The organism is Sphingomonas guangdongensis, from assembly GCF_900199185.1.
GTDB lineage: Bacteria > Pseudomonadota > Alphaproteobacteria > Sphingomonadales > Sphingomonadaceae > Sphingomonas > Sphingomonas guangdongensis.
In genome coordinates, this window is sequence record NZ_OBMI01000002.1 from 874,269 (window position 1) to 893,582 (window position 19,314).

Below are 19,314 nucleotides of genomic sequence, written 5' to 3' on the forward strand. Positions count from 1 at the left end.
CCGGACACGCGTCTGCTAGCCGCGACCGCATGTCCGTAGACACCGCAACCGTGAAGAAGGTGGCGAGCCTGGCCCGGATCGCGATCAGCGATGCCGATGCCGAGCGGCTCGCGCCCGAGCTCAACAACATCCTCGGCTGGATCGAGCAGCTGGGCGAGGTCGACACCTCCGCCGTCCAGCCGATGACCGCCGTGATCCCCAACCACCTGCGGCTGCGCGACGACGTCGTGACGGACGGGGGCGTGCGCGACTCGGTGCTGGCCAACGCCCCGGCACGCGAGCACGGCTTCTTCGGCGTGCCCAAGGTGATCGAGTGATGACCGAGCTGACCGACCTCGGCGTCCGTGCGCTGCGCGACGGGGTGCGTGCCGGGAGCTTCTCCGCGGTCGAGGTGGCTGACGCGTTCATCACCCGGGTCGCGCAAGCGAAGGCGCTGAACGCCTTCATCGTGGAGACCCCCGATCACGCGCTCGCCGCCGCGCGCGAGGCCGACCGCGCGCGCGCCGCGGGGGAAACGCTGAAGCCGCTCGCCGGCGTGCCGATCGGGATGAAGGACCTGTTCTGCACCCGGGGCGTGCAGACGACCGCCGCCAGCCACATGCTGGAGGGGTTCGTGCCCCAGTATGAGTCCACCGTCTCGCAGAAGCTGTGGGACGCGGGCGCCGGGATGCTCGGTAAGCTGAACCTCGATCAGTTCGCGATGGGATCGTCGAACGAGACATCATACTTCGGGAACGTCGTCTCGCCGTGGCGGGCGAAGGACGGCGGCAACGCCGCGCTCGCGCCCGGCGGATCGTCGGGCGGATCGTCGGCGGCGATCGCCGCGCGGCTGTGCCCGGCGGCGACCGGGACCGACACCGGCGGCTCGATCCGCCAGCCCGCGGCCTTCACCGGCATCGCCGGGATCAAGCCGACCTACGGCCGCTGCTCGCGCTGGGGCGTCGTCGCCTTCGCCTCCTCGCTCGACCAGGCCGGGCCGATGGCGCGCGACGTGACCGACTGCGCGATCATGCTGGAGGCGATGGCCGGATACGACGCGAAGGACGCGACCTCGCTCCAGCTCGACGTGCCAACGTGGTCGCACAGCCTGTCGCCGAGCCTTGCGGGCAAGAAGATCGGCATTCTGAAGGAGTACCGCGTCGACGGCATGCCCGAGGAGATCGAGGCGCTGTGGCAGCGGGGCATCGACTGGGTAAAGGACGCGGGCGCCGAGGTGGTCGAGGTATCGCTGCCCCACACCAGATACGCGCTGCCGGCCTATTACATCATCGCGCCGGCCGAGGCGTCGTCCAACCTCGCCCGCTACGACGGCGTGCGCTATGGCCTACGCGACCTGCCGCAGGGCGCGAACCTCCAGGCGATGTACGCCGCGACCCGCGCCGCCGGCTTCGGCGACGAGGTGAAGCGGCGGATCATGATCGGAACTTATGTCCTGTCGGCAGGGTTTTACGACGCATATTTTACACAAGCTTCGAAGGTCCGAGCGCTGATCGCCCGCGACTTCGAGGCTGCGTGGGAGGCGTGCGACCTGCTGCTTACCCCGACCGCGCCGTCGGCGGCGTTCGCGCTCGGCGAAAAGTCGGCCGATCCGCTGGCGATGTACCTCAACGACGTGTTCACGGTGCCGTCCTCGCTCGCCGGGTTGCCGGCGATGAGCGTGCCGGGCGGGCTCGACAAGCAGGGCCTGCCGCTCGGGCTACAGGTCATCGGCCGTCCGCTCGACGAGCAGGCCGTGCTCAACGCCGGCCTCGCGATCGAGCAGCGCGCCGGCTTTGTCGCGCGGCCGGAGCAGTGGTGGTGAAGCACTATTTCGACAGTCTGAACGATATGTTGAACGCGACCTCACTCGTTTCCGGAAGTGCGTTGGGTAGCTATCTTGCGATTAGTGTGGCGGGCTCTGGAAGCGTTGCTGCTTTAGGTTATGTCAACCTGACACTGACTTTCCTATGCGCTACGATCGTAGTGATGCTGATCAATACGCTTCCTAAGTTCCTTCTGCTAGGTCTCTATAGGTTGGCTGGGTACATAGCTGTCGCGCTTAGTGTCAGCATTTACTTTCTACTTGACGCGGCAAGTCGGGTCGGCGTGCAGGTCGGCGTAGTCGCTTGTGCACTCGTTGCATGGATGATTGTGCCGGTGTCGGCCGCTTATTGGGGTCGGCAGATGAGGATGGAGAAAGTGGGAAATGACTGAGTCCACCTATCGCATCCGCGGTGAGACGGCCGAGTGGGAGGTCGTGATCGGGCTGGAGGTCCACGCCCAGGTCACGTCCAACGCGAAGCTGTTCTCCGGTGCCTCGACCGAGTTCGGTGCGGAGCCGAACACCCAAGTCAGCCTGGTCGACGCGGCGATGCCGGGGATGCTGCCGGTGCCGAACCGCGAGTGCATCCGCCAGGCGGTGCGCACCGGCATGGCGATCGACGCCGAGATCAACCGCTGGTCGCGGTTCGACCGCAAGAATTACTTCTACGCCGATCTGCCGCAGGGCTACCAGATCAGCCAGCTCTACCATCCGCTGGTGGGCGAGGGGCATCTCGAGGTCGAGGTCGACGGGAGCCTCAAGACGATCGGGGTCGAGCGGATCCACGTCGAGCAGGACGCGGGCAAGCTGATGCACGATCAGCACCCGTCAATGTCCTATGTCGACCTCAACCGCTCGGGCGTCGCGCTGATGGAGATCGTCAGCCGCCCGGACATGCGGTCGCCCGCGGAAGCAGGGGCTTACCTGACGAAGCTGCGATCGATCCTCCGCTACGTGGGGTCGTGCGACGGCAACATGGACCAGGGATCGATGCGCGCCGACGTCAATGTCAGCGTGCGCAAGCCGGGCGACGAGCTCGGCACGCGGACGGAGACCAAGAACGTCAACTCGGTGCGGTTCGTCATGCAGGCGATCGAGCATGAGGCGATGCGCCAGGTCGAGCTGCTGGAGAGCGGCGGCACGATCGTGCAGGAAACGCGGCTGTTCAATCCCGACACCGGCACGACGCGGTCGATGCGGTCCAAGGAGGACGCGCACGACTATCGCTACTTCCCGGATCCCGACCTTCTGCCGCTGGAGCTCGACGAGGCGTTCCTGGAGGAGTGCCGCGCGAGCCTGCCCGAGCTCCCGGACGCCAAGCGCGCACGCTACACGGACGCGGGAATCGGCGCCTACAACGCAGGCGTGCTGACCGCGGAGGTGGAGACTGCGCGCTGGTTCGATGCGCTGCTCGCGACCGGCGCCAACCCCACCCAGGCGGCGAACTGGGTCACGTCCGAGCTGTTCGGGGCGCTCAACCGCACCGGCACGAGCATCGAGCAGTCGTCGGTTTCGCCCGCACAGGCGGCCGAGCTGCTGGCGCTGGTCGCCGACGGCACGCTCTCGGGCAGCCTGGCCAAGCAGGTCTTCGAGGTTATGCTAAAGACGGGCCAGGACCCGGTCGCGATCGTCGAGGAGCGCGGGCTCAAGCAGACCAGCGACACCGGCGCGATCGAGGCGGTGATCGCCGAGGTGATGGCCAAGAACCCCAACCAGCTGGAGCAGTATCGCGGCGGCAAGGAGGCGCTGTTCGGCTTCTTCGTCGGTCAGACGATGAAGGCAATGGGCGGCAAGGCCAATCCGGCGGTCGTCAACGAGCTGCTGAAGAAGGCGCTTTCTTAGTCACGTCACCCCCGACTTGATCTGGGGTCCCGCTGTCTCGGTGCCGTAGTAGAAGCGGGCCCCGGCCCGAGGTCGGGGTGACGAGGTTTGTGGTGCTCCCGCCTGCGCAGACGCACTTGTACTACTGCTGCAAATCCTCCTGGTTCTTGACGAAGCCGTCGGCGCCGCTCTCGCCCATGGGCGCGTCCGGCGAAGCGCCGTTGCCGCCTTCGCCACGGGCAAGGGCGTCGGCGCGAGCTTCTACCGCCTGCTGGATGTCGGATCGCTCGTCGGCGGCGTCGGCTTCGGGCGAGGGGCGGCGGTCGTGATCGGTCATGCTAATCTCCTTCACCGTGCCTCAACGAAGATCGCCTAGGCCGGTTCACCTGGATGGCGAGTGGGATTAAGCTCCGCGCCGAAGCGGTGGAGGGCAGGGGTGAAAGGCTGGCTGATCTCGGTCACTCTGATGCTGGCGACATCGCCGGCCGCCGCGCAGTGGTCGAGCGAGGGATCGGCGACGAAGCCGGGGTTCAGCTTTCCCCCGGACCGGCCCGCGCGCATTTTGCTCTTCAGACCTGATGTGAAAGTCGGCGCCCAAACGACTGCCGGGATGAACGAACCGAGCGCGGAGTGGACCGCCACGGCACGCGACCACATCGCGCACGCGCTCGACGCCGCGCAGCTCGCGCAGGGGAACACGGTAGTGCCGATGCCCGAGCTCGGCGGAACGGACGCCGCCCTGCTGGCCGACTACCGCGCGCTGTTCCGCACCGTCGCCAACGCCGCGATAGAGCACCGGCTGTTTCCCGGTGCGCGACTGCCGACCAGGAAGGCGGCATTCGACTGGACGCTCGGGCCCGGGATCGAGCGGTTGGGCGCGGCGGGCGGTGGCGACTACGGGCTCTTCCTCTACACCTATGACAGCTATGGATCGACGGGGCGCAAGGCGGCGCAGGTCGTCGGGCTGCTGCTCGGCGTCGGGATGACCGCGGGCGTCCACGTCGGCTACGCCGGCCTCGTCGACCTGCGCACCGGCGACCTCGTCTGGCTGAGCGCCGACGTGGCGATGGGCGGTGACGTGCGCGAGCCGGAGGGCGCGACCAAGCGCGTGGCGCAGCTACTCGCGGGCTTTCCCGGCCGCGTGGTCCCGTCCAGGTGAAGGCGCTGCTGCTCCTCGCCGCACTCGCACAGGCAGTCGCCGCCGGGCCGCAGACCTCGGAGGAGCGCGGGCTGTGGATGGAGATGGACGAGGCCGAGCGCGAGCTGAAGGATAGTAATTTCGTCGTCCGCGACTCCGCGCTCCAAACCTATGTGGAGGGCGTGTTGTGCCGCACGGTCGGCACGGCGCGCTGCGCACAGGCGCGCGTCTACCTGGTCCGAACGCCGTACTTCAATGCCAGCATGGCGCCCAACGGCATGATGCAGGTGTGGACCGGGCTGCTGCTCCGCGTTCGCAACGAGGCGCAGCTCGCCGCCGTGCTGGCGCACGAGTTCGCGCACTTCGAAGGACGGCACTCGCTGATCCAGTTCCGAGAAGCGCGCGCAAAGACCGACGCGATGGCGTGGCTGTCGTTCCTGCCGATGGGGGTGGGGGCGATCGGATCGGTGGGGCTGGCGGGCGGCATCTTCGCGAACAGCCGCGAGATGGAACGCGCCGCCGACCTCGCCTCCATCGGTCACCTGAAAAGCGCCGGCTATGCGCCGGGCGAAGCGGCGCGGATCTGGGAAGGGCTGCGTGCGGAGCAGGATGCGACCGCCGCCGCGCGCGGGCGCAAGTCGCGCAGGGACAGGAACGGCGGCTTCTTCGCGACTCATCCCAACTCGGGCAACCGCGCGGCGTACTTGACCCAAGCAGCGGCCGGTGCGGGCGGCGACGACGGCGCCGCTGCCTATCGCGCCGCGATCGCGCCATGGTGGGCGCGGCTGATCGACGATCAGATCAAGCTCAACGATCCCGGCGCGACCGACTTCCTGCTCGGCAATCTCGCGCGGGACGGCTGGACCGCGGCGCTATTGTACGCACGCGGCGAGCTGTACCGAGCGTGGGGCCGCCCAGGTGATCTGGAGCAGGCCGTCGCCTTCTACCGGGAGGCGATCGCCGCGGGCGTGGTGCCGGCGGAAGCGCACCGCGGGCTGGGCCTGGCGCTCACCCGGATCGGCGACGAGGCGGAGGCGCGCGCCGCCCTGGGCGACTATCTTCGCCTGAAACCGGACGCCGGCGACCGCGCGATCATCGCCGCGATGATCGCATCGTGAAGCGGGCGACGCTGCTCGCCGCGGCGCTGCTCTGCGCCACACCGGCATCGGCGGGGTGGAAGCTCGTGCCCGCCGGCACGCCGATCGCGGTCGCCAAGTCGAGCATGTCCGTACGGCCGGGGGAGGCGTGGAACCGCTCCACCGAGCGGCCGTCCAAGCGCGGCGAAACGTGGACGCTCGACGGCGTCGCGCTGAGCGACCTCAGCTTCTACGCCGCCGTACCACCGGGTGAGGCGATCTTCCGCGAGCGCGACAAGAAGGACGAGCCGCTGCCGCGCGTCGCGGCCGGAATGCTTCCGACCGACATCGTGGCGGCGGTCGAGGGATCGTACCGCATCCTGCTCCGCACCTCGCTGTTCGAGGTGGAGGAGGTCGCACCCGCGACGCTCGGCGGGCACAAGGGGGTGCGGTTCACCTACCGGTTCACCACCCAGGACGACGAAGTCCGCCGCCGCGGCGAGGCGCTTGCGGCACTCGTCGGCGGCAGGCTCTACCTTATGACCTTCGACGCGCCCGCGATCCACTATTTCGACGCGCGGATCGCCGCTGCCCGCGCAGTCATGGACAGTGCCGTGATCCCGGCGGCGTCGGTCGAGGTGACCCGTTAAGGCACCACCGTCGTGAAAAGATAGGCTGCGAAGATCACCAGGTGGACTGCGCCGCCGAGGATGGTAGTCCGCCCGGTGCCGAGCGACAGCGTGATCGTGAACAGCGACAGGACCAGTAGCGTTACTCCCTTCGCGCCAATGCCGAGCGCGAGCGGCAGGTCGAGCACGAGGCTGACGATCGCGACGGCCGGGATGGTCAGGCCAATGGTGGCGAGGGCGGAGCCGAGGGCGAGGTTGAGGCTTGTCTGGAGCCGGTTGCGCCGTGCCGCGCGGTAGGCGGCGAGGCTCTCGGGCGCCAGCACGAGCGCGGCGATGATCACGCCGACGATGGCGAGCGGCAGCCCGGCGTCGAGGATCGCGCGCTCGACCGTCGCCGACAGCGCCTTGGCGAGCAGCACCACCCCGACCAGAGAGACGAGCAACGTCGCAAAGGCGATCCACGTCGTGCTGAGCGCCGGCGGCGCGGCATGAGCGTCCTGCGGCATCGTCTCGTCGGGCAGGAAATAGTCGCGGTGACGCACGGTCTGCACCAGCACGAAGGTGAGATAGAGGATCAGCGACACGACTGCGACGAACACCAGCTGCGATGGAGCGTAGCTCGGCCCGGGTGCGCTGTCGGTATAGTTGGGCAGCACTAACGAAAGCACCGCCATAGCGGCGAGAACGCAGAGCGCCGCGCTCACGCCGCGTAGGGTGAAGCGCTGCTCGCCGTGCCGCAGCCCGCCGGCGAGCAGGCACAACCCGACGATCCCGTTCACGATGATCATGATGGCGGCGAAGACCGTGTCGCGGGCCAGGGCGCTTGCGCCGCCCGCGTTCGAGAGCATCAGGCTGACGATCAGCGACACCTCGATCACCGTAACCGACACGGCGAGCACCAGCGTGCCGAAGGGCTCGCCGACACGATGGGCGACAACCTCCGCATGGTGAACGGCCGCGAGCACCGCACCTATCAGGATCACCGCCGCCGCCACGATGCCGGCCGTGGCGAGTTTCGCCAGTCCGATCCCGACCGCGAGCAGCCCAAGTAGCGGAAAGCCGAGCGACCAGAGCGGCAGCCCGGTGCGCTGCAGCAGCGCGCGCTTGGTCGATGGCGGCGGCATTGCCGCTGCGTCGGTGGCGCCGGTCACGTTCTTCTCCCTTTCGCCTGGCACACGAATGTTCCGAAGGATCGCTGGTTGCGATCAGGGTTCCCGGCGATCGTCCCCGACATGAATCGAAACAGAAACGGGCGCCGATCGCTCGGCGCCCGCATCGGTGTGGCAGTGTAAGGAGACAAGGTCAGGCGGCGTCGCCTGCCTTCTCCTTCTTGGCATAGACGCGGACCGGCTCCTTGGTGCCGGCGACCACGTCCTTGTCGATCATCACCTCGTCGACGCCGTTCATGCTCGGCAGGTCGAACATGGTGTCGAGCAGGATCGCCTCCAGGATCGAGCGGAGCCCGCGGGCACCAGTCTTGCGCTCGATCGCCTTCTTGGCGGTCGCGGTCAGAGCGTCGTCGGTGAAGCCGAGCCGAACGTCCTCCATCTCGAACAGTTTCTGGTACTGCTTGACCAGCGCGTTCTTGGGCTCGGTCAGGATCTTGATCAGCGCCTCGCTGTCGAGGTCCTCCAGCGTCGCGATGACGGGCAGGCGGCCGACGAACTCGGGGATCAACCCGAACTTCAGCAGATCCTCGGGCTCGACCGACTTCAGCGTCTCGCCAGTCTTGCGCTCCTCGGGTGCCGCCACATAGGCGCCGAAGCCGATCGACTTGCCCTGCAGGCGATCGCCGATGATCTTTTCGAGGCCGGCGAACGCGCCGCCGCAGATGAACAGGATATTGGTCGTGTCGACCTGCAGGAACTCCTGCTGCGGATGCTTGCGCCCACCCTGCGGCGGGACGGAGGCGGTGGTGCCCTCCATCAGCTTGAGGAGCGCCTGCTGCACGCCTTCGCCCGACACGTCGCGCGTGATCGACGGGTTCTCGGCCTTGCGGCTGATTTTGTCGATCTCATCGATGTAGACGATGCCGCGCTGCGCCCGCTCGACATTGTAGTCGGAGGCCTGGAGCAACTTCAGGATGATGTTCTCGACGTCCTCGCCGACGTAGCCCGCCTCGGTCAGCGTGGTAGCGTCGGCCATGGTGAAGGGCACGTCGAGAATGCGGGCGAGCGTCTGCGCGAGCAGCGTCTTGCCGCATCCGGTCGGCCCGACCAGCAGGATGTTCGACTTGGCGAGCTCGACGTCAGCGCCCTTGGCGCCGTGGTTCAGGCGCTTGTAGTGGTTGTGAACCGCCACCGACAATACGCGCTTGGCGCGGCGCTGGCCAATGACATAGTCGTCCAGCACGTCGCAGATCTCCTGCGGCGTGGGAACGCCGCCGTCCTTCTTGCTGACGAGCGCCGACTTGGTCTCTTCACGGATGATGTCGTTGCACAACTCGACGCATTCATCGCAGATGAAGACAGTGGGGCCGGCAATCAGCTTGCGTACCTCGTGCTGCGACTTGCCGCAGAACGAGCAGTAGAGGGTGCTCTTGGAGTCGCCACCGCTCAATTTCGTCATTCAATCACCTCATCGCGCGCGAGATACGCCGCGCTTGGATTGGTCCGTCATCCTACACGCCGGACCGGGTCGGGCAAACCGCTATTTACCCGACCCCTACGTAGGAAGGGTTTACGCCGCCGGCGACCCCTCACCCTCCGGCACCCCGGGGCGCTTGTCGTAGACTTCGTCGACCAGCCCGAACGCCTTCGCCTCGTCCGCCTCAAGGAAGGTGTCGCGATCCATCGCGCGCTCGATCTCGTCCAGCGGCTTGCCGGTGTACTTGACGTACAGCGCGTTCATCCGGTCCTTGATACGCTGGATTTCCTTGGCCTGGATCTGGATGTCGCTGGCCATGCCCTGCGCCCCGCCCGAAGGCTGGTGGATCATGATCCGAGCGTTGGTCAGCGCAACGCGCAAGCCCGGCTCACCGGCGGCGAGCAGAAAGCTGCCCATCGACGCGGCCTGGCCGATGCACACGGTGCCGACGCGCGGGCGGATGTACTGCATGGTGTCGTGGATCGCCATGCCGGCGGTCACCACGCCGCCCGGCGAGTTGATGTACATCCAAATGTCCTTTTTCGGGTTCTCCGACTCAAGAAAGAGCAGCTGGGCGGTGATGAGCGACGCCATCCCGTCCTCGACCGGGCCCGTCACGAACACGATTCGCTCACGCAGCAGGCGCGAGAAGATGTCGAAGCTGCGCTCGCCGCGGCTCGACTGTTCGATGACGATGGGAACGAGGGCGCTCAAAGGATCGTGCATAAAGTCCCGCTCTTAGTGTGTGAGGTCACTACATCGGCGCTCCAGCAGGGGCGTGCAAGGGGGTAGGGGCGAGCGCCACCGCCTTCATCTCCGCCGTGGCGCTCGGACCCGGCACGGCAAGATAGGCGAGCCGCTTCATCTCGCGCCGGCCGCGCACCACCGTGTCGAGGACCAGCCCCGCGAAGAGGTTGAGGACGGCGACGATCACGAGTCCCATGGCGAGTATGGCGGTCGGCAGGCGGGGGACGAGGCCCGTCTGCGCATAGGTGATGAACAAGGGTATCGAGAGCAGCAGCGCGACCGCAGTGAGCAGCAGGCCGACCGCGCCGAAAAACCACAAGGGCCGCTCGATCCGGTACAACGTTGCGATGGTGCGCGCGATCCGCAGGCCGTCGCGGTAGGTGTTAAGCTTCGACGCCGATCCTTCCGGACGGGCGAGATAGCGCGTCTCCGCCTCTCCGACCGGCATCTTGAGTTCGAGTGCATGGACGGAGATCTCCGTCTCGATCTCAAATCCCGCCGACAGCGCGGGAAAGCTTTTGACGAAGCGGCGCGAGAAGATGCGATAGCCGGAGAAGATGTCGGTAAAGCTGCGCCCGAACAGCCGCGCGAGCAGTGAGGTCATCGCGCGATTGCCGAGCACGTGGCCGCGTCGGTAGGCGTCTGCCGCCTCGTGGACGCGGGTGCCGACGATCATGTCGAGCCCCTCACTCACCAGCCGCACGACCAGGTTGGGCGCTATGTCGGGATCATAGGTGGCATCGCCATCCGCCATCACATAGAGGTCGGCATCGACGTCTGCGAACATGCGCCGGACAACGTTTCCCTTGCCCTGCATCCGCTCCGTCCGGACGACGGCACCGGCCGCGCGCGCGACCTCCACCGTACGATCACGGCTGTTGTTATCGTAAACATAGATGGTGGCATGTGGCAGGGCAGCGCGAAAGCCAGCTACCGTCTGCGCAATCGCCGCCTCCTCATTGTAGCAAGGCAGCAGGACGGCGATGGTTGGCGAGGCTCGATCGTGATCCACGTAAACGCCGCCGCCACCCGAAGGCATTGAATAATCCATCTATTCCCCCGGTTTACTTGCTTGACCGCCGTATATCGGCGTGCGTAGTCGGAATAAAGGGGAATCAGTCATGGCGACCGTAATGACACCGCGCCGGTTGCAAGTCGTCATGGCAGTTCTGATTGCTATCGCTATAATAGAGCGCTTCGCTTGGGCATTGCGACGCGGCCTTGTCTCTCAGGCTGGTGAGGCTCATCAGGTCGCAATCGCTTTCGCCGAGGGACGAGGCTTCTCCGATCCTTATTTCTTCGGATCGGAACCAATTGCGCATCTGCTGCCTACCCAGCCGCTACTTGCTGCATTTGTCTATTCAGCATTCGGAACGCAGTCGATCGCATCGAAGATTCTACTCCAGACAATTTCTTGCGGATGGATGACTGCTGGTTATCTTCTATTTTTCAGGATGTTTAAACGATTAGGGGTCCCGCTCGTCCCGCGACTGGCGGCGTTTGCATTCCTGTGTGTCATTCCTCTGTTTATGGGACCGGAATCGCTTGACTTCCGCTATTGGGAAGGCGGGCTAGCCGTTGTTCTGGCCATCGCCACGCTTGACCGCATCGTGCGGTTCGATAGCATGGGCGCTAATGCTTGCTTCGCTGCTCGCCTTGATCTTGCGGCTCTGCTTGCAGCGACCGTCTTCGTGAACGCCGCCGTCGGGCTTGGGCTCGGCTTGTGCGCTGTCATCATGGCGTCGCGCCGCTGGACCATGCGAAGACGGTTGGAGACGGGCGCCGTGTCGGCCGTGCTGCTGGCGATGATGGTTGTGCCTTGGGCACTGCGCAACGATGCGGTGCTGGGCAAGCCGGTGCTGCTCCGCTCCAACGCCGCGCTCGAACTCAGCGTCGCGAACAACGACATCGTGTAGGGCAACGATCACGGCGAGGATTTCCGTCGCGCGATGGAGCAGATTCACCCGCAACGCGGCGAGCGCGGCGGCGATCGGGTGCGGGCGATCGGCGAGGTCGCGTACATGGCGGAGCTGAGCCATAGTGTTCGTACCTGGATCGCGACGCATCCGGCAGCGTTCGCCTGGCTATGCTTCCGCCACATCCGTCAGATGATCGCCCCTGAGCCGTTCCAGTTCGAGCTTGGGTCCGGCAGCGCGGCGGCGCCGCGAAGCATCATCTTCAGCGTTCTGAGCGTAATAGGCCTGCTGACCCTTTTCGCCCTGAGCTTTCAGCGATGGCCCGGCTGGATTTATCCGACGATTGTTTTAGTAACCTTGATTGCGAGCTACGCGCCGTTCCAGCCGATGGCGCGCTACCTATACCTGACCTACGGTCTCGTAACCTACGCCGCATTCTTCGGCGTAGCGTTGCTCGTGACTCGGTTGCGGGGTCGCAAGGCTAACAAACTGACCGACGATCCGTCTCCCGCAATCTAGCTCCGGCAAAATGAACGGGCTTGTCGCTCACTTCAGGCGCTCGGCCACATTGCCAGGCTGGTGTCGATCACGAGCTCCAGGTCCGCGCGCGATGCGCCGGAAGACGCCTGCACTGCCATCCCTTGCAGAATCGCGAACAGGTAGTTCGCCAGGCCGTTGACGTCGACGTGGTCGGGCAGGTCGCCGTCGCGCTTGGCCTGCTCGAACCGCTGAAGCAGCGCCGCACGGGATGAGGCGCGGCGGGCGATTACCGCTTCCTTGATGGCTTCCGCCTCGCTGCCGCAGGCGACCGAGTGGATCACGCCCAGGCAGCCCTTCGGCTCGTTGCGGCCGGTCTGCGCCTCCAGCGCGCCGCGCATGAAGTATTCGGCGACCGCCCGCGCGGTCGGCTGATCGAGCGCTACGCGGGTGTATTGCAGCTTCTCGTTCTCGTAGAGGTCGAGCGCCTTGCGGAACAACGCCTCCTTGTTGCCAAAGGCAGCGTAGAGGCTGGGCTTGGTGATCCCCATCGCCTCCGTGAGGTCGGCCATCGAGGCGCCCTCATACCCCTTGCTCCAGAACACGCGGAGCGCCGCGGCCAGCGCGGCGTCCATGCAGAACTCGCGCGGACGCCCTTTCACCGGACTCAGGGTTATTGCTTCCATAACGTACGGTATAGAAATGTACGGCCTAAGTTACAAGGGGATGACGCCCACTTCGTCCCGCGGGTGGACAGATGTCACGACGTGCCCCATCGCGCGTCCAAAGGGAGGCGAGATGACAGGCAGCATCGAGGACGCGCCGTGGTGGCAACGCGGCGTCGTGTACCAGGTCTATCCCCGCTCGTTTCAGGACAGCGACGGCGACGGTGTCGGTGATCTGGCCGGGATTGAGGCGCGTTTGGACCACATCGCCGCGCTTGGCGTCGACGCGATCTGGCTGTCGCCGATCTTCCCGTCGCCCATGAAGGACTTCGGCTACGACGTCGCCGACTATTGCGGGATCGAGCCACTGTTCGGCGATCTCGCCGCCTTCGATTCGCTGCTCGCCGCCGTGCACGCGCGCGGGCTGAAGCTGCTGCTCGACTTCGTACCCAACCACTCGTCCGACCAGCACCCGTGGTTCAAGGAGAGCCAGTCGGGCCGGGACAGTGCCAAGCGTGACTTTTACATCTGGCGCGATTCGGCACCGGGCGGCGGCCCGCCCAACAACTGGATCAGCGACTTCGGTGGATCGTCGTGGGAGTATGATGCGGCAAGCGGGCAATACTACCTCCACGCCTTTCTGAAGGAGCAGCCCGACCTCAACTGGCGCAACCCAGCACTGAAAGCGGCGATGCTGGACGTGCTGCGCTTCTGGTTCGACCGCGGCGTCGACGGGTTCCGGATCGATGTGCTGTGGCACATCGTCAAGGCCGCCGGATTGCCCGACAACCCTGTCAACGAAGCTTGGCGGCCGGGGATCAACGAGCGCGACCGGCTGATCCAGCTACACTCGACCGACCAGCCGGAGGCACACGCGATCGCCGCCGAGATGCGCGCCATCGCCGACGCGTACGGTAACCGCGCGCTGATCGGCGAGATCTTCCTGCCGAACGAGCGCCACGCCCGCTGGTTCGGCACGGTCGAGCAGCCGGAGGTCCACCTGCCGTTCAACTTCCAGTTAATCGAGAACGACTGGAATGCGGCAGGGCTGCGCCGGGTCATCGCCGAGTATGAAGCATCGCTGCCGCCGCACGGCTGGCCCAACTGGGTAATCGGCAGCCACGATGCGCCGCGGATCGCCGCGCGTGTGGGCGAGGCGCAGGCGCGGATCGCGGCGATGCTGCTGCTGACGCTCCGGGGCACGCCGACGCTCTACCAGGGTGACGAACTCGGCATCGGTGTCGTCGCGATCCCGCCGGAGCGGGTGCGCGATCCTCAGGAGTTGCGCCAGCCCGGCATCGGGATAGGTCGGGACCGCTCGCGCACGCCGATGGCCTGGGATGCGTCGCCGAACGCCGGGTTCAGCACGGGCGAGCCGTGGCTGCCGCTCCACGACGACTGGCGGACCCGCAACGTTGCGGCGCAGCAGGATGATTCGCCATCGATGCTGACGCTCTACCGGCGGCTCCTGGCGCTTCGGGGGGCGGAGCCGGCGCTGGCGCTCGGCGACATGGCGCTCCTCGACGCACCGGAGGGCGTGCTCGCTTACCGTCGGCGCCATGGCGGCCGTGAACTGACGGTGCTGCTAAACCTTACGGCCGAGAACCTTACGGTGCCCTGGGGAGGCAAGGTGCTGATCTCGACGCTGAACGGCGAGCCGGAGCCAGGCATGCTCTTCGCCAACGAAGGCCTGATCCTCGCATGAAGGTCGCTATGCTGGCGCCGATCTCGTGGCGGACGCCGCCGCGTCACTACGGCCCTTGGGAGCTGGTGACGAGCCTGCTGACCGAGGCGCTGGTCGCGCGCGGCGTCGACGTGACGCTCTTCGCGACGCTCGACAGCGAAACCGCGGGGACGCTCGATGGCGTGGTGCCCGCGCCCTACAGCGAAAATCCGTCGATCGACGCCAAGGTGTGGGAGTATCGCCACCTCGCCCACCTGTTCGCGCAGGCCGACCGGTTCGACCTCATCCACAACCAGGCCGACTTCCCGGCGCACGCCTTTGCGGCCTTGGTCGCGACGCCGATGGTGACGACGATCCACGGCTTCTCGTCAGACCGCATCCTGCCGATGTACCAGCCGTTTCAGGACCGGGTGCACTATGTCGCGATCAGCGATGCCGATCGGCACCCGTCGCTCCGCTACGCCGCGACGATCCACCACGGCATCTCGATCGAGGACTTCTCCTTCGATCCCGTCGGCAGCGACGACCTGCTCTTCTTCGGACGGATCCACCCCGACAAGGGAGCGGCGGAGGCGATCGCGGCGGCGCGTGCGAGCAGGCGGGCGCTCCACCTCTACGGCGTCGTGCAGGACGGTGGCTACTATGAGCGGGAGGTTGTTCCGGCCGCTGACGCGGTGACGGTCACCTATCACGGTGCCGTCGGCGGGGCGGCGCGTGCAGCGGCGCTTGGCTCGGCGCGTGCGCTCCTTCACCTCATCAACTTCGACGAGCCGTTCGGGCTGTCGGTGATCGAGGCCATGGCCTGCGGTACGCCGGTCATCGCCAGCGCGCGCGGGTCAATGCCCGAGCTTATCGAAGATGGCGTCAACGGGTTCCTGGTTGACAGCGTTGCGGAGGCGGTGGCCGCAATCGAGCGGGTGGGGGAGATCGACCGGGCGGCCTGTCGTCAGAGCGTCGCCGAGCGCTTCTCCGTCGACCGCATGGCCGACGATTATCTGGCGCTCTACCGCCGCATCCTCGGCGCCTAGCGAGGGGTCGGCGCGGGCGTCAGAGCTGCCCGGTCACCAGCTCGTGCATCGCACGGGCGACATTCTCCACTGTGTAGGGCTTCTGGACGACGACGTGCCCGCGCTGCGCATCCGGGAGCTGCGCCTGCTCGCCATAGCCGGTCGCGAAGAAGAAGCGGATGCCGAGTTCGTCGAGCCGCTCGGCGACCGCGAAGCTGTTGCGGTCGCCCAGGTTGATATCGAGCATCGCTAGGTCGGGTCGGCGTTCACCGATCAGCTCCAGCGCCGCCTCGACGGTCGCTGCGGTCATCACCGACGCGGCACCGAGCCGGGTCAGGATATCCTCCGCATCGAGCGAGATGATCAGGCTGTCCTCCACCAGCAGGACGGTGCGGCCCTTCAGCAGGTCGGCGGGCGTTTCGACCGGATGGCCGGGCGACGAGCGGGGGAACCGGATCGCGGCCGGCGCGCGATCACGTGTGACCGAGACGTGGCGGGCGGGGATGCGGAACTGCGCCTCGACGCCCTCGGGCTTGTACTCGATCTGCGCGGTGCCGCCGAGATCATAGGGGACCGAGCGGTCGATGATCGTCGTGCCGAAGCCGCGGCGAGTGGGCGGGGTGACCGGCGGGCCGCCGCGCTCCCGCCAGGTCAGCAGCAGGTCGCCCGCCTCGTTACGCTCCCACCGGCACGCGACATCGCCGTCGGTCGACAGGCTGCCGTACTTGGTCGAGTTGGTGACGAGCTCGTGGATGACGAGTGCCATGGTCGAATAGGCCTGCGGGTTTAGGAGCACCGGCTCGCCGTCCGAGTGCAGCCGTTCCGCGCCGCCATCGACGAATGCCGCCGCCTCGGCGTCGATCAGCGCCTGGATCGGGGCTGGACCCCAGTGATCGTCGGTGATCTGGTTGTGCGCCCGCGCGAGCGCGTGGATGCGCCCGTCGACCATGCGGACATAGTCCTTGACCGCCGGATCGGCGGGCTGCGACTGCCGGATCAGCCCGCGGATTACCCCCAAAATGTTGCGGACCCGGTGATTGAGCTCGGCGATCAGCAGCTCCTGCCGGGCGCTCGCCTGCTGACGCTCGGCCGACGCCTCGTCCGCGAGGCGCAGGACCACCTCGATCAGCGTTGCGCGCAACGTCTCGGCGACGCGCAACTCCGACGGGGTGAACGGGCGGGAGTGACCCTCGACGCGCTCCTTCCACTCGGCGAAGCTCGCACGCGGGGTGAGGCGGGGGCCGTTGGGGCCGTACTCGACCGGCTTGTGCGGATCGCCGGCCCAGCGCACCGCGCGGATCAGCTCAGCGCGGAACAGCACCACATAGTCACGCGGCGTGCGCGAGATCGGGATGGCGAGCAGCCCCGCGGCGCGCTCGCGGAACTCGCCCGCATCGGGCAGGAGCGCGCCAATGTGGTCGGTCGCGTAGACGCGGCCCGCCGCCGTCCCGTTCAGCGCGCGGATGATGCGGCGGAACTCGTCGGTGTTCGGCGTCACACCCGAAAAGGCGTAGCTGCCGTTGATCCACACGCCCACGCCGTCCGCCGGAATGGCGGCGGTGAGGATGTCGCCCAGCCAGTCGGGATCGCGCAGCAGCGTGTCGTCGGAGGCGACCGCGCCGAGCAGTTGGTCGGAGATGTCGCGCGCCCGACGCTCATATTCGACCGTCTGCTGCCGCTCGCGGCTCTCCAGCCGCATTGCGAACATCTGCGCGAACAGCTCGGAGATCGAGCGCCGCTCATAGGTCGGGCAGCGCGCCGTATAGTGGTGGCAGGCGAACAGCCCCCACAGCTTGCCGTCGACGATGATCGAGATCGACATGGAGGCCTGCACCCCCATGTTCTTCAGATACTCGATGTGGATCGGCGAGACGGATCGGAGCGCGGAAAGCGACAGGTCGAGCAGCCGGCCGGTCTCGTCGCGCGGCGGCACGATCGGCACGGGAGCGGCGTTCACGTCGCTGATCACCCGCAGCAGGTTGCGCTTGTAGAGCTCGCGCGCCTGCGCCGGGATGTCGGTTGCGGGGTAGTGCAGCCCTAGAAAGCTGCCGATCCCTGCCTTCACCGACTCGGCGACGACCTCGCCCGACCCGTCCGCGGCGAAGCGGTAGACCATGACCCGGTCGTATCCGACCAGCGCCCGCACCAGCCGTGCGCCCTCACGGTAGAAGGTAGGCAGGTCGCCGCACTGGTCTAGCCGCGTCACCATCGAGCGGACCACGCCCGATGCGTCGCCGTGATCGTCCGATCCGGGTTGCGCCTCGATCACGATCTGCCCGCCCGACAGGTGGACGGCGATGTCGAACGGCGGCTTGCCCGGCACCAGCGTGCAGCCGAACATTCGCTCGACCGAGTCGGTGCCGCGCAGCAGCGCCATGCGGTTGCGCAGGTCGTGCACTGCCTTCGCCGGGAAGCAGTCGGCGAGCGGGCGGCCGATCACGTCGACGGGCGCGCGGCCGAGGAATTCGCCCAAGTTGGCGGAGGCGCGCGCGACCAGCCAGTCGGCGCTGAGCGCGAGCAGGAAGCCGATCGGCTGGATCGCGCCGAGCAGATGGATCGGTTCGCGATCGCAGTTCGTCAGATCGACCGCGGGTTCGACGTCGGCCACTACGCGCTACACTCCATGCGGGCACTCGCCCGCTCAAACAAGGCAAAGACGGATCGCGCGGCGGCCGCCGCGACCGCTAGCTGCTCCTCGTCGGCGAGCCGCCGGTCGAGCAGGTCGAGCAGGTCGCGCCACAGCCGGCTGTCGTGCGCGGCGAGGAAGCTGCGCGGCAGATCGGGGGAAACCGAGCGGACGAGCATGGCGCCGCCGAGCCGCGACCCTTCTATGACGTACAGCGCGCCGAGCAGCGCCGGCTCCCCGGCAAACGGCGGCGGGTCGAGGGGCGGCGGAACTGAAGTCTGCAGCGCGGCTAGGTCAGCGCGTAAAAGATGGGCCCGCCGCCGAAGCGGCCAGTCCGGCGTGACCGGCGCGGCGTCGAGCGCCGCCTCGATCGGCAGCATGGCGGCCGCCTGCGCGGAAAGGAACGCTGCATAGCCACGGCGATCGGTCAGATCGAAGCGCGCGAAGGCCGCGTCGACGCGCTCGTGATCGTCGGCGGTTGCTGCGCGCAGGGCGGCGCGGGCATGCTGGCGCACGCCGCTCATGCGATCGTCAGATCTGCGACCCGAATAGCCGGCGCTTTCATCTGCCGCCGTCTGCGGGCGAAATGATTAGCTTGCAAGCAGGAACGCACCCGCCTTAACATAGATCAATTCAGCGCGCCTAACCGGCGGCAATCGCACCGCTTTTCAGCAGGTCTGTTCTTCGATGCCGAAGAAGCGCTCGATCACCGATCGGGTCAGCCGCGCCGGACGCCGCGTCGTCGCATCCAGGCAGCACCAGCGCGACTTCACCTCCGCCAGCACGTCCTCACCGCGGCGGATGATCGTCTCGTAAAAGGCGCTGGCGCCGTGCACCTTCTCCAGGATCACGGTGGCGATCACCTGATCGTCGAGGAAGGCGGGCTTGCGGTAGGTAATCTCGTGCTTGAGCGCGACCCACAGGTGCCCAGCGACCGCCTCGACCGGGGCGTTGCTCTGCCAGTGACTCAGTACCGCCTCCTGCACCCACTTCAGGTAGCTGGCGTTGTTGACGTGGCCCATGAAGTCGATGTCGGCTGGATCGATCGGGATCGATACCTGATGAGCAAGCGCCATTGTCATGATGCGCCGAGCCTAACGTATCGGCAGGCCCGGCGCAATTTACATCGGTGTCAGTGTCG

At 66.9% G+C, this 19,314-nt stretch carries 20 protein-coding genes; 11 read left to right on the top strand and 9 right to left on the bottom strand.

Annotated elements, in window-relative coordinates; all coding sequences use genetic code 11:
• Positions 1-29: 29 nt before the first annotated feature.
• The 4 genes from gatC to gatB are packed head-to-tail and all read left to right on the top strand — an operon-like array spanning position 30 to position 3,643.
• Complete coding sequence (gene gatC, locus CRO12_RS11435; RefSeq protein ID WP_097064124.1) at positions 30-317, top strand: Asp-tRNA(Asn)/Glu-tRNA(Gln) amidotransferase subunit GatC; 288 nt, start codon at positions 30-32, stop codon at positions 315-317.
• Positions 317-1,801, top strand: a complete 1,485-nt coding sequence (gene gatA, locus CRO12_RS11440) for an Asp-tRNA(Asn)/Glu-tRNA(Gln) amidotransferase subunit GatA (RefSeq protein WP_097064125.1) — start codon at positions 317-319, stop codon at positions 1,799-1,801. Before gatC ends, gatA begins: the two co-directional genes overlap by 1 nt.
• Entirely contained in the window at positions 1,798-2,193 is a 396-nt protein-coding gene (locus CRO12_RS17770; protein WP_144033596.1) for a hypothetical protein, read from the top strand. Before gatA ends, CRO12_RS17770 begins: the two co-directional genes overlap by 4 nt.
• Positions 2,186-3,643, top strand: coding sequence for an Asp-tRNA(Asn)/Glu-tRNA(Gln) amidotransferase subunit GatB (gatB, locus tag CRO12_RS11445; RefSeq protein ID WP_097064126.1), 1,458 nt, complete (start codon positions 2,186-2,188; stop codon positions 3,641-3,643). Before CRO12_RS17770 ends, gatB begins: the two co-directional genes overlap by 8 nt.
• A 121-nt stretch (positions 3,644-3,764) precedes the next feature.
• Here gatB and CRO12_RS11450 read toward each other — a convergent pair whose 3' ends face one another.
• Positions 3,765-3,959, bottom strand: a complete 195-nt coding sequence (locus tag CRO12_RS11450; RefSeq protein ID WP_097064127.1) for a hypothetical protein — start codon at positions 3,957-3,959, stop codon at positions 3,765-3,767.
• 273 nt (positions 3,960-4,232) lie between these two features.
• Between CRO12_RS11450 and CRO12_RS11455 the strand changes: the two genes are divergently transcribed.
• From CRO12_RS11455 to CRO12_RS11465, 3 genes are read left to right on the top strand one after another with little or no spacing between them, the layout of a single operon-like run.
• Positions 4,233-4,781 (top strand): hypothetical protein, encoded by a 549-nt coding sequence (locus CRO12_RS11455; protein WP_245858412.1) that lies wholly within the window; start codon positions 4,233-4,235, stop codon positions 4,779-4,781.
• Positions 4,778-5,878, top strand: a complete 1,101-nt coding sequence (locus CRO12_RS11460; protein ID WP_245858415.1) for a M48 family metallopeptidase — start codon at positions 4,778-4,780, stop codon at positions 5,876-5,878. Before CRO12_RS11455 ends, CRO12_RS11460 begins: the two co-directional genes overlap by 4 nt.
• On the top strand, positions 5,875-6,486 hold the full coding sequence (locus CRO12_RS11465; protein WP_097064128.1) for a DcrB/PsbP domain-containing protein: 612 nt from the start codon (positions 5,875-5,877) through the stop codon (positions 6,484-6,486). The genes CRO12_RS11460 and CRO12_RS11465 overlap by 4 nt, the downstream gene beginning before the upstream one ends.
• Here CRO12_RS11465 and CRO12_RS11470 read toward each other — a convergent pair.
• The 4 genes from CRO12_RS11470 to CRO12_RS11485 all read right to left on the bottom strand — a co-directional run bounded on the left by CRO12_RS11470 (position 6,483) and on the right by CRO12_RS11485 (position 10,810).
• Positions 6,483-7,616, bottom strand: a complete 1,134-nt coding sequence (locus CRO12_RS11470) for a calcium:cation antiporter (protein ID WP_245858416.1) — start codon at positions 7,614-7,616, stop codon at positions 6,483-6,485. The two genes, CRO12_RS11465 and CRO12_RS11470, sit on opposite strands and share 4 nt — an antisense overlap.
• Positions 7,617-7,767: 151 nt before the next feature.
• Positions 7,768-9,033, bottom strand: coding sequence for an ATP-dependent Clp protease ATP-binding subunit ClpX (gene clpX, locus CRO12_RS11475; protein ID WP_097064129.1), 1,266 nt, complete (start codon positions 9,031-9,033; stop codon positions 7,768-7,770).
• Positions 9,034-9,144: 111 nt separating this feature from the next.
• Positions 9,145-9,777, bottom strand: a complete 633-nt coding sequence (locus CRO12_RS11480) for an ATP-dependent Clp protease proteolytic subunit (RefSeq protein WP_097064130.1) — start codon at positions 9,775-9,777, stop codon at positions 9,145-9,147.
• A 28-nt stretch (positions 9,778-9,805) separates the two neighbouring features.
• On the bottom strand, positions 9,806-10,810 hold the full coding sequence (locus CRO12_RS11485; RefSeq protein ID WP_245858418.1) for a glycosyltransferase family 2 protein: 1,005 nt from the start codon (positions 10,808-10,810) through the stop codon (positions 9,806-9,808).
• A 109-nt stretch (positions 10,811-10,919) separates the two neighbouring features.
• Between CRO12_RS11485 and CRO12_RS17775 the strand changes: the two genes are divergently transcribed.
• Both CRO12_RS17775 and CRO12_RS11495 read left to right on the top strand, forming a co-directional pair.
• The gene (locus CRO12_RS17775; RefSeq protein ID WP_144033597.1) at positions 10,920-11,714 is read left to right on the top strand and encodes a hypothetical protein; all 795 of its coding nucleotides are present in this window, start codon (positions 10,920-10,922) and stop codon (positions 11,712-11,714) included.
• Between the two features lie 33 nt (positions 11,715-11,747).
• Positions 11,748-12,233, top strand: a complete 486-nt coding sequence (locus tag CRO12_RS11495; RefSeq protein ID WP_097064132.1) for a hypothetical protein — start codon at positions 11,748-11,750, stop codon at positions 12,231-12,233.
• A gap of 32 nt (positions 12,234-12,265) precedes the next feature.
• On the opposite strand, the gene CRO12_RS11500 is transcribed toward CRO12_RS11495, so the two are convergent.
• Positions 12,266-12,877 carry a TetR/AcrR family transcriptional regulator gene (locus tag CRO12_RS11500; RefSeq protein WP_097064133.1) on the bottom strand — a complete coding sequence of 204 codons (612 nt, stop codon included), beginning with the start codon at positions 12,875-12,877 and terminating at the stop codon, positions 12,266-12,268.
• A 112-nt stretch (positions 12,878-12,989) separates the two neighbouring features.
• Between CRO12_RS11500 and CRO12_RS11505 the strand changes: the two genes are divergently transcribed.
• Positions 12,990-14,561: an alpha-amylase family glycosyl hydrolase gene (locus CRO12_RS11505; RefSeq protein ID WP_097064134.1), complete on the top strand. Its 1,572-nt coding sequence runs from the start codon at positions 12,990-12,992 to the stop codon at positions 14,559-14,561.
• Positions 14,558-15,568 carry a glycosyltransferase family 4 protein gene (locus CRO12_RS11510; protein WP_097064135.1) on the top strand — a complete coding sequence of 337 codons (1,011 nt, stop codon included), beginning with the start codon at positions 14,558-14,560 and terminating at the stop codon, positions 15,566-15,568. The genes CRO12_RS11505 and CRO12_RS11510 overlap by 4 nt, the downstream gene beginning before the upstream one ends.
• Positions 15,569-15,587: 19 nt before the next feature.
• Here CRO12_RS11510 and CRO12_RS11515 read toward each other — a convergent pair whose 3' ends face one another.
• From CRO12_RS11515 to CRO12_RS11525, 3 genes are all read right to left on the bottom strand, one after another.
• Positions 15,588-18,155 (bottom strand): HWE histidine kinase domain-containing protein, encoded by a 2,568-nt coding sequence (locus tag CRO12_RS11515; protein WP_097064136.1) that lies wholly within the window; start codon positions 18,153-18,155, stop codon positions 15,588-15,590.
• On the bottom strand, positions 18,155-18,697 hold the full coding sequence (locus tag CRO12_RS11520; RefSeq protein WP_097064137.1) for a biliverdin-producing heme oxygenase: 543 nt from the start codon (positions 18,695-18,697) through the stop codon (positions 18,155-18,157). Before CRO12_RS11520 ends, CRO12_RS11515 begins: the two co-directional genes overlap by 1 nt.
• A gap of 144 nt (positions 18,698-18,841) precedes the next feature.
• Entirely contained in the window at positions 18,842-19,255 is a 414-nt protein-coding gene (locus CRO12_RS11525; protein WP_097064138.1) for an acyl-CoA thioesterase, read from the bottom strand.
• Between the last annotated feature and the right edge of the window lie 59 nt (positions 19,256-19,314).

What these genes read in the sequence shown, in the direction of transcription:
- CRO12_RS11455 (WP_245858412.1), top strand. Translation starts at nt 4,233, where the DNA reads ATGAACGAACCGAGCGCGGAGTGGACCGCCACGGCACGCGACCACATC.
- CRO12_RS11520 (WP_097064137.1), bottom strand. Translation starts at nt 18,697, where the DNA reads ATGAGCGGCGTGCGCCAGCATGCCCGCGCCGCCCTGCGCGCAGCAACC.
- CRO12_RS11480 (WP_097064130.1), bottom strand. Translation starts at nt 9,777, where the DNA reads ATGCACGATCCTTTGAGCGCCCTCGTTCCCATCGTCATCGAACAGTCG.
- CRO12_RS11525 (WP_097064138.1), bottom strand. Translation starts at nt 19,255, where the DNA reads ATGACAATGGCGCTTGCTCATCAGGTATCGATCCCGATCGATCCAGCC.
- CRO12_RS11495 (WP_097064132.1), top strand. Translation starts at nt 11,748, where the DNA reads ATGGAGCAGATTCACCCGCAACGCGGCGAGCGCGGCGGCGATCGGGTG.
- CRO12_RS11450 (WP_097064127.1), bottom strand. Translation starts at nt 3,959, where the DNA reads ATGACCGATCACGACCGCCGCCCCTCGCCCGAAGCCGACGCCGCCGAC.
- gatC (WP_097064124.1), top strand. Translation starts at nt 30, where the DNA reads ATGTCCGTAGACACCGCAACCGTGAAGAAGGTGGCGAGCCTGGCCCGG.
- gatB (WP_097064126.1), top strand. Translation starts at nt 2,186, where the DNA reads ATGACTGAGTCCACCTATCGCATCCGCGGTGAGACGGCCGAGTGGGAG.
- CRO12_RS11500 (WP_097064133.1), bottom strand. Translation starts at nt 12,877, where the DNA reads ATGGAAGCAATAACCCTGAGTCCGGTGAAAGGGCGTCCGCGCGAGTTC.
- CRO12_RS17775 (WP_144033597.1), top strand. Translation starts at nt 10,920, where the DNA reads ATGGCGACCGTAATGACACCGCGCCGGTTGCAAGTCGTCATGGCAGTT.
- gatA (WP_097064125.1), top strand. Translation starts at nt 317, where the DNA reads ATGACCGAGCTGACCGACCTCGGCGTCCGTGCGCTGCGCGACGGGGTG.
- CRO12_RS11510 (WP_097064135.1), top strand. Translation starts at nt 14,558, where the DNA reads ATGAAGGTCGCTATGCTGGCGCCGATCTCGTGGCGGACGCCGCCGCGT.
- CRO12_RS11505 (WP_097064134.1), top strand. Translation starts at nt 12,990, where the DNA reads ATGACAGGCAGCATCGAGGACGCGCCGTGGTGGCAACGCGGCGTCGTG.
- clpX (WP_097064129.1), bottom strand. Translation starts at nt 9,033, where the DNA reads ATGACGAAATTGAGCGGTGGCGACTCCAAGAGCACCCTCTACTGCTCG.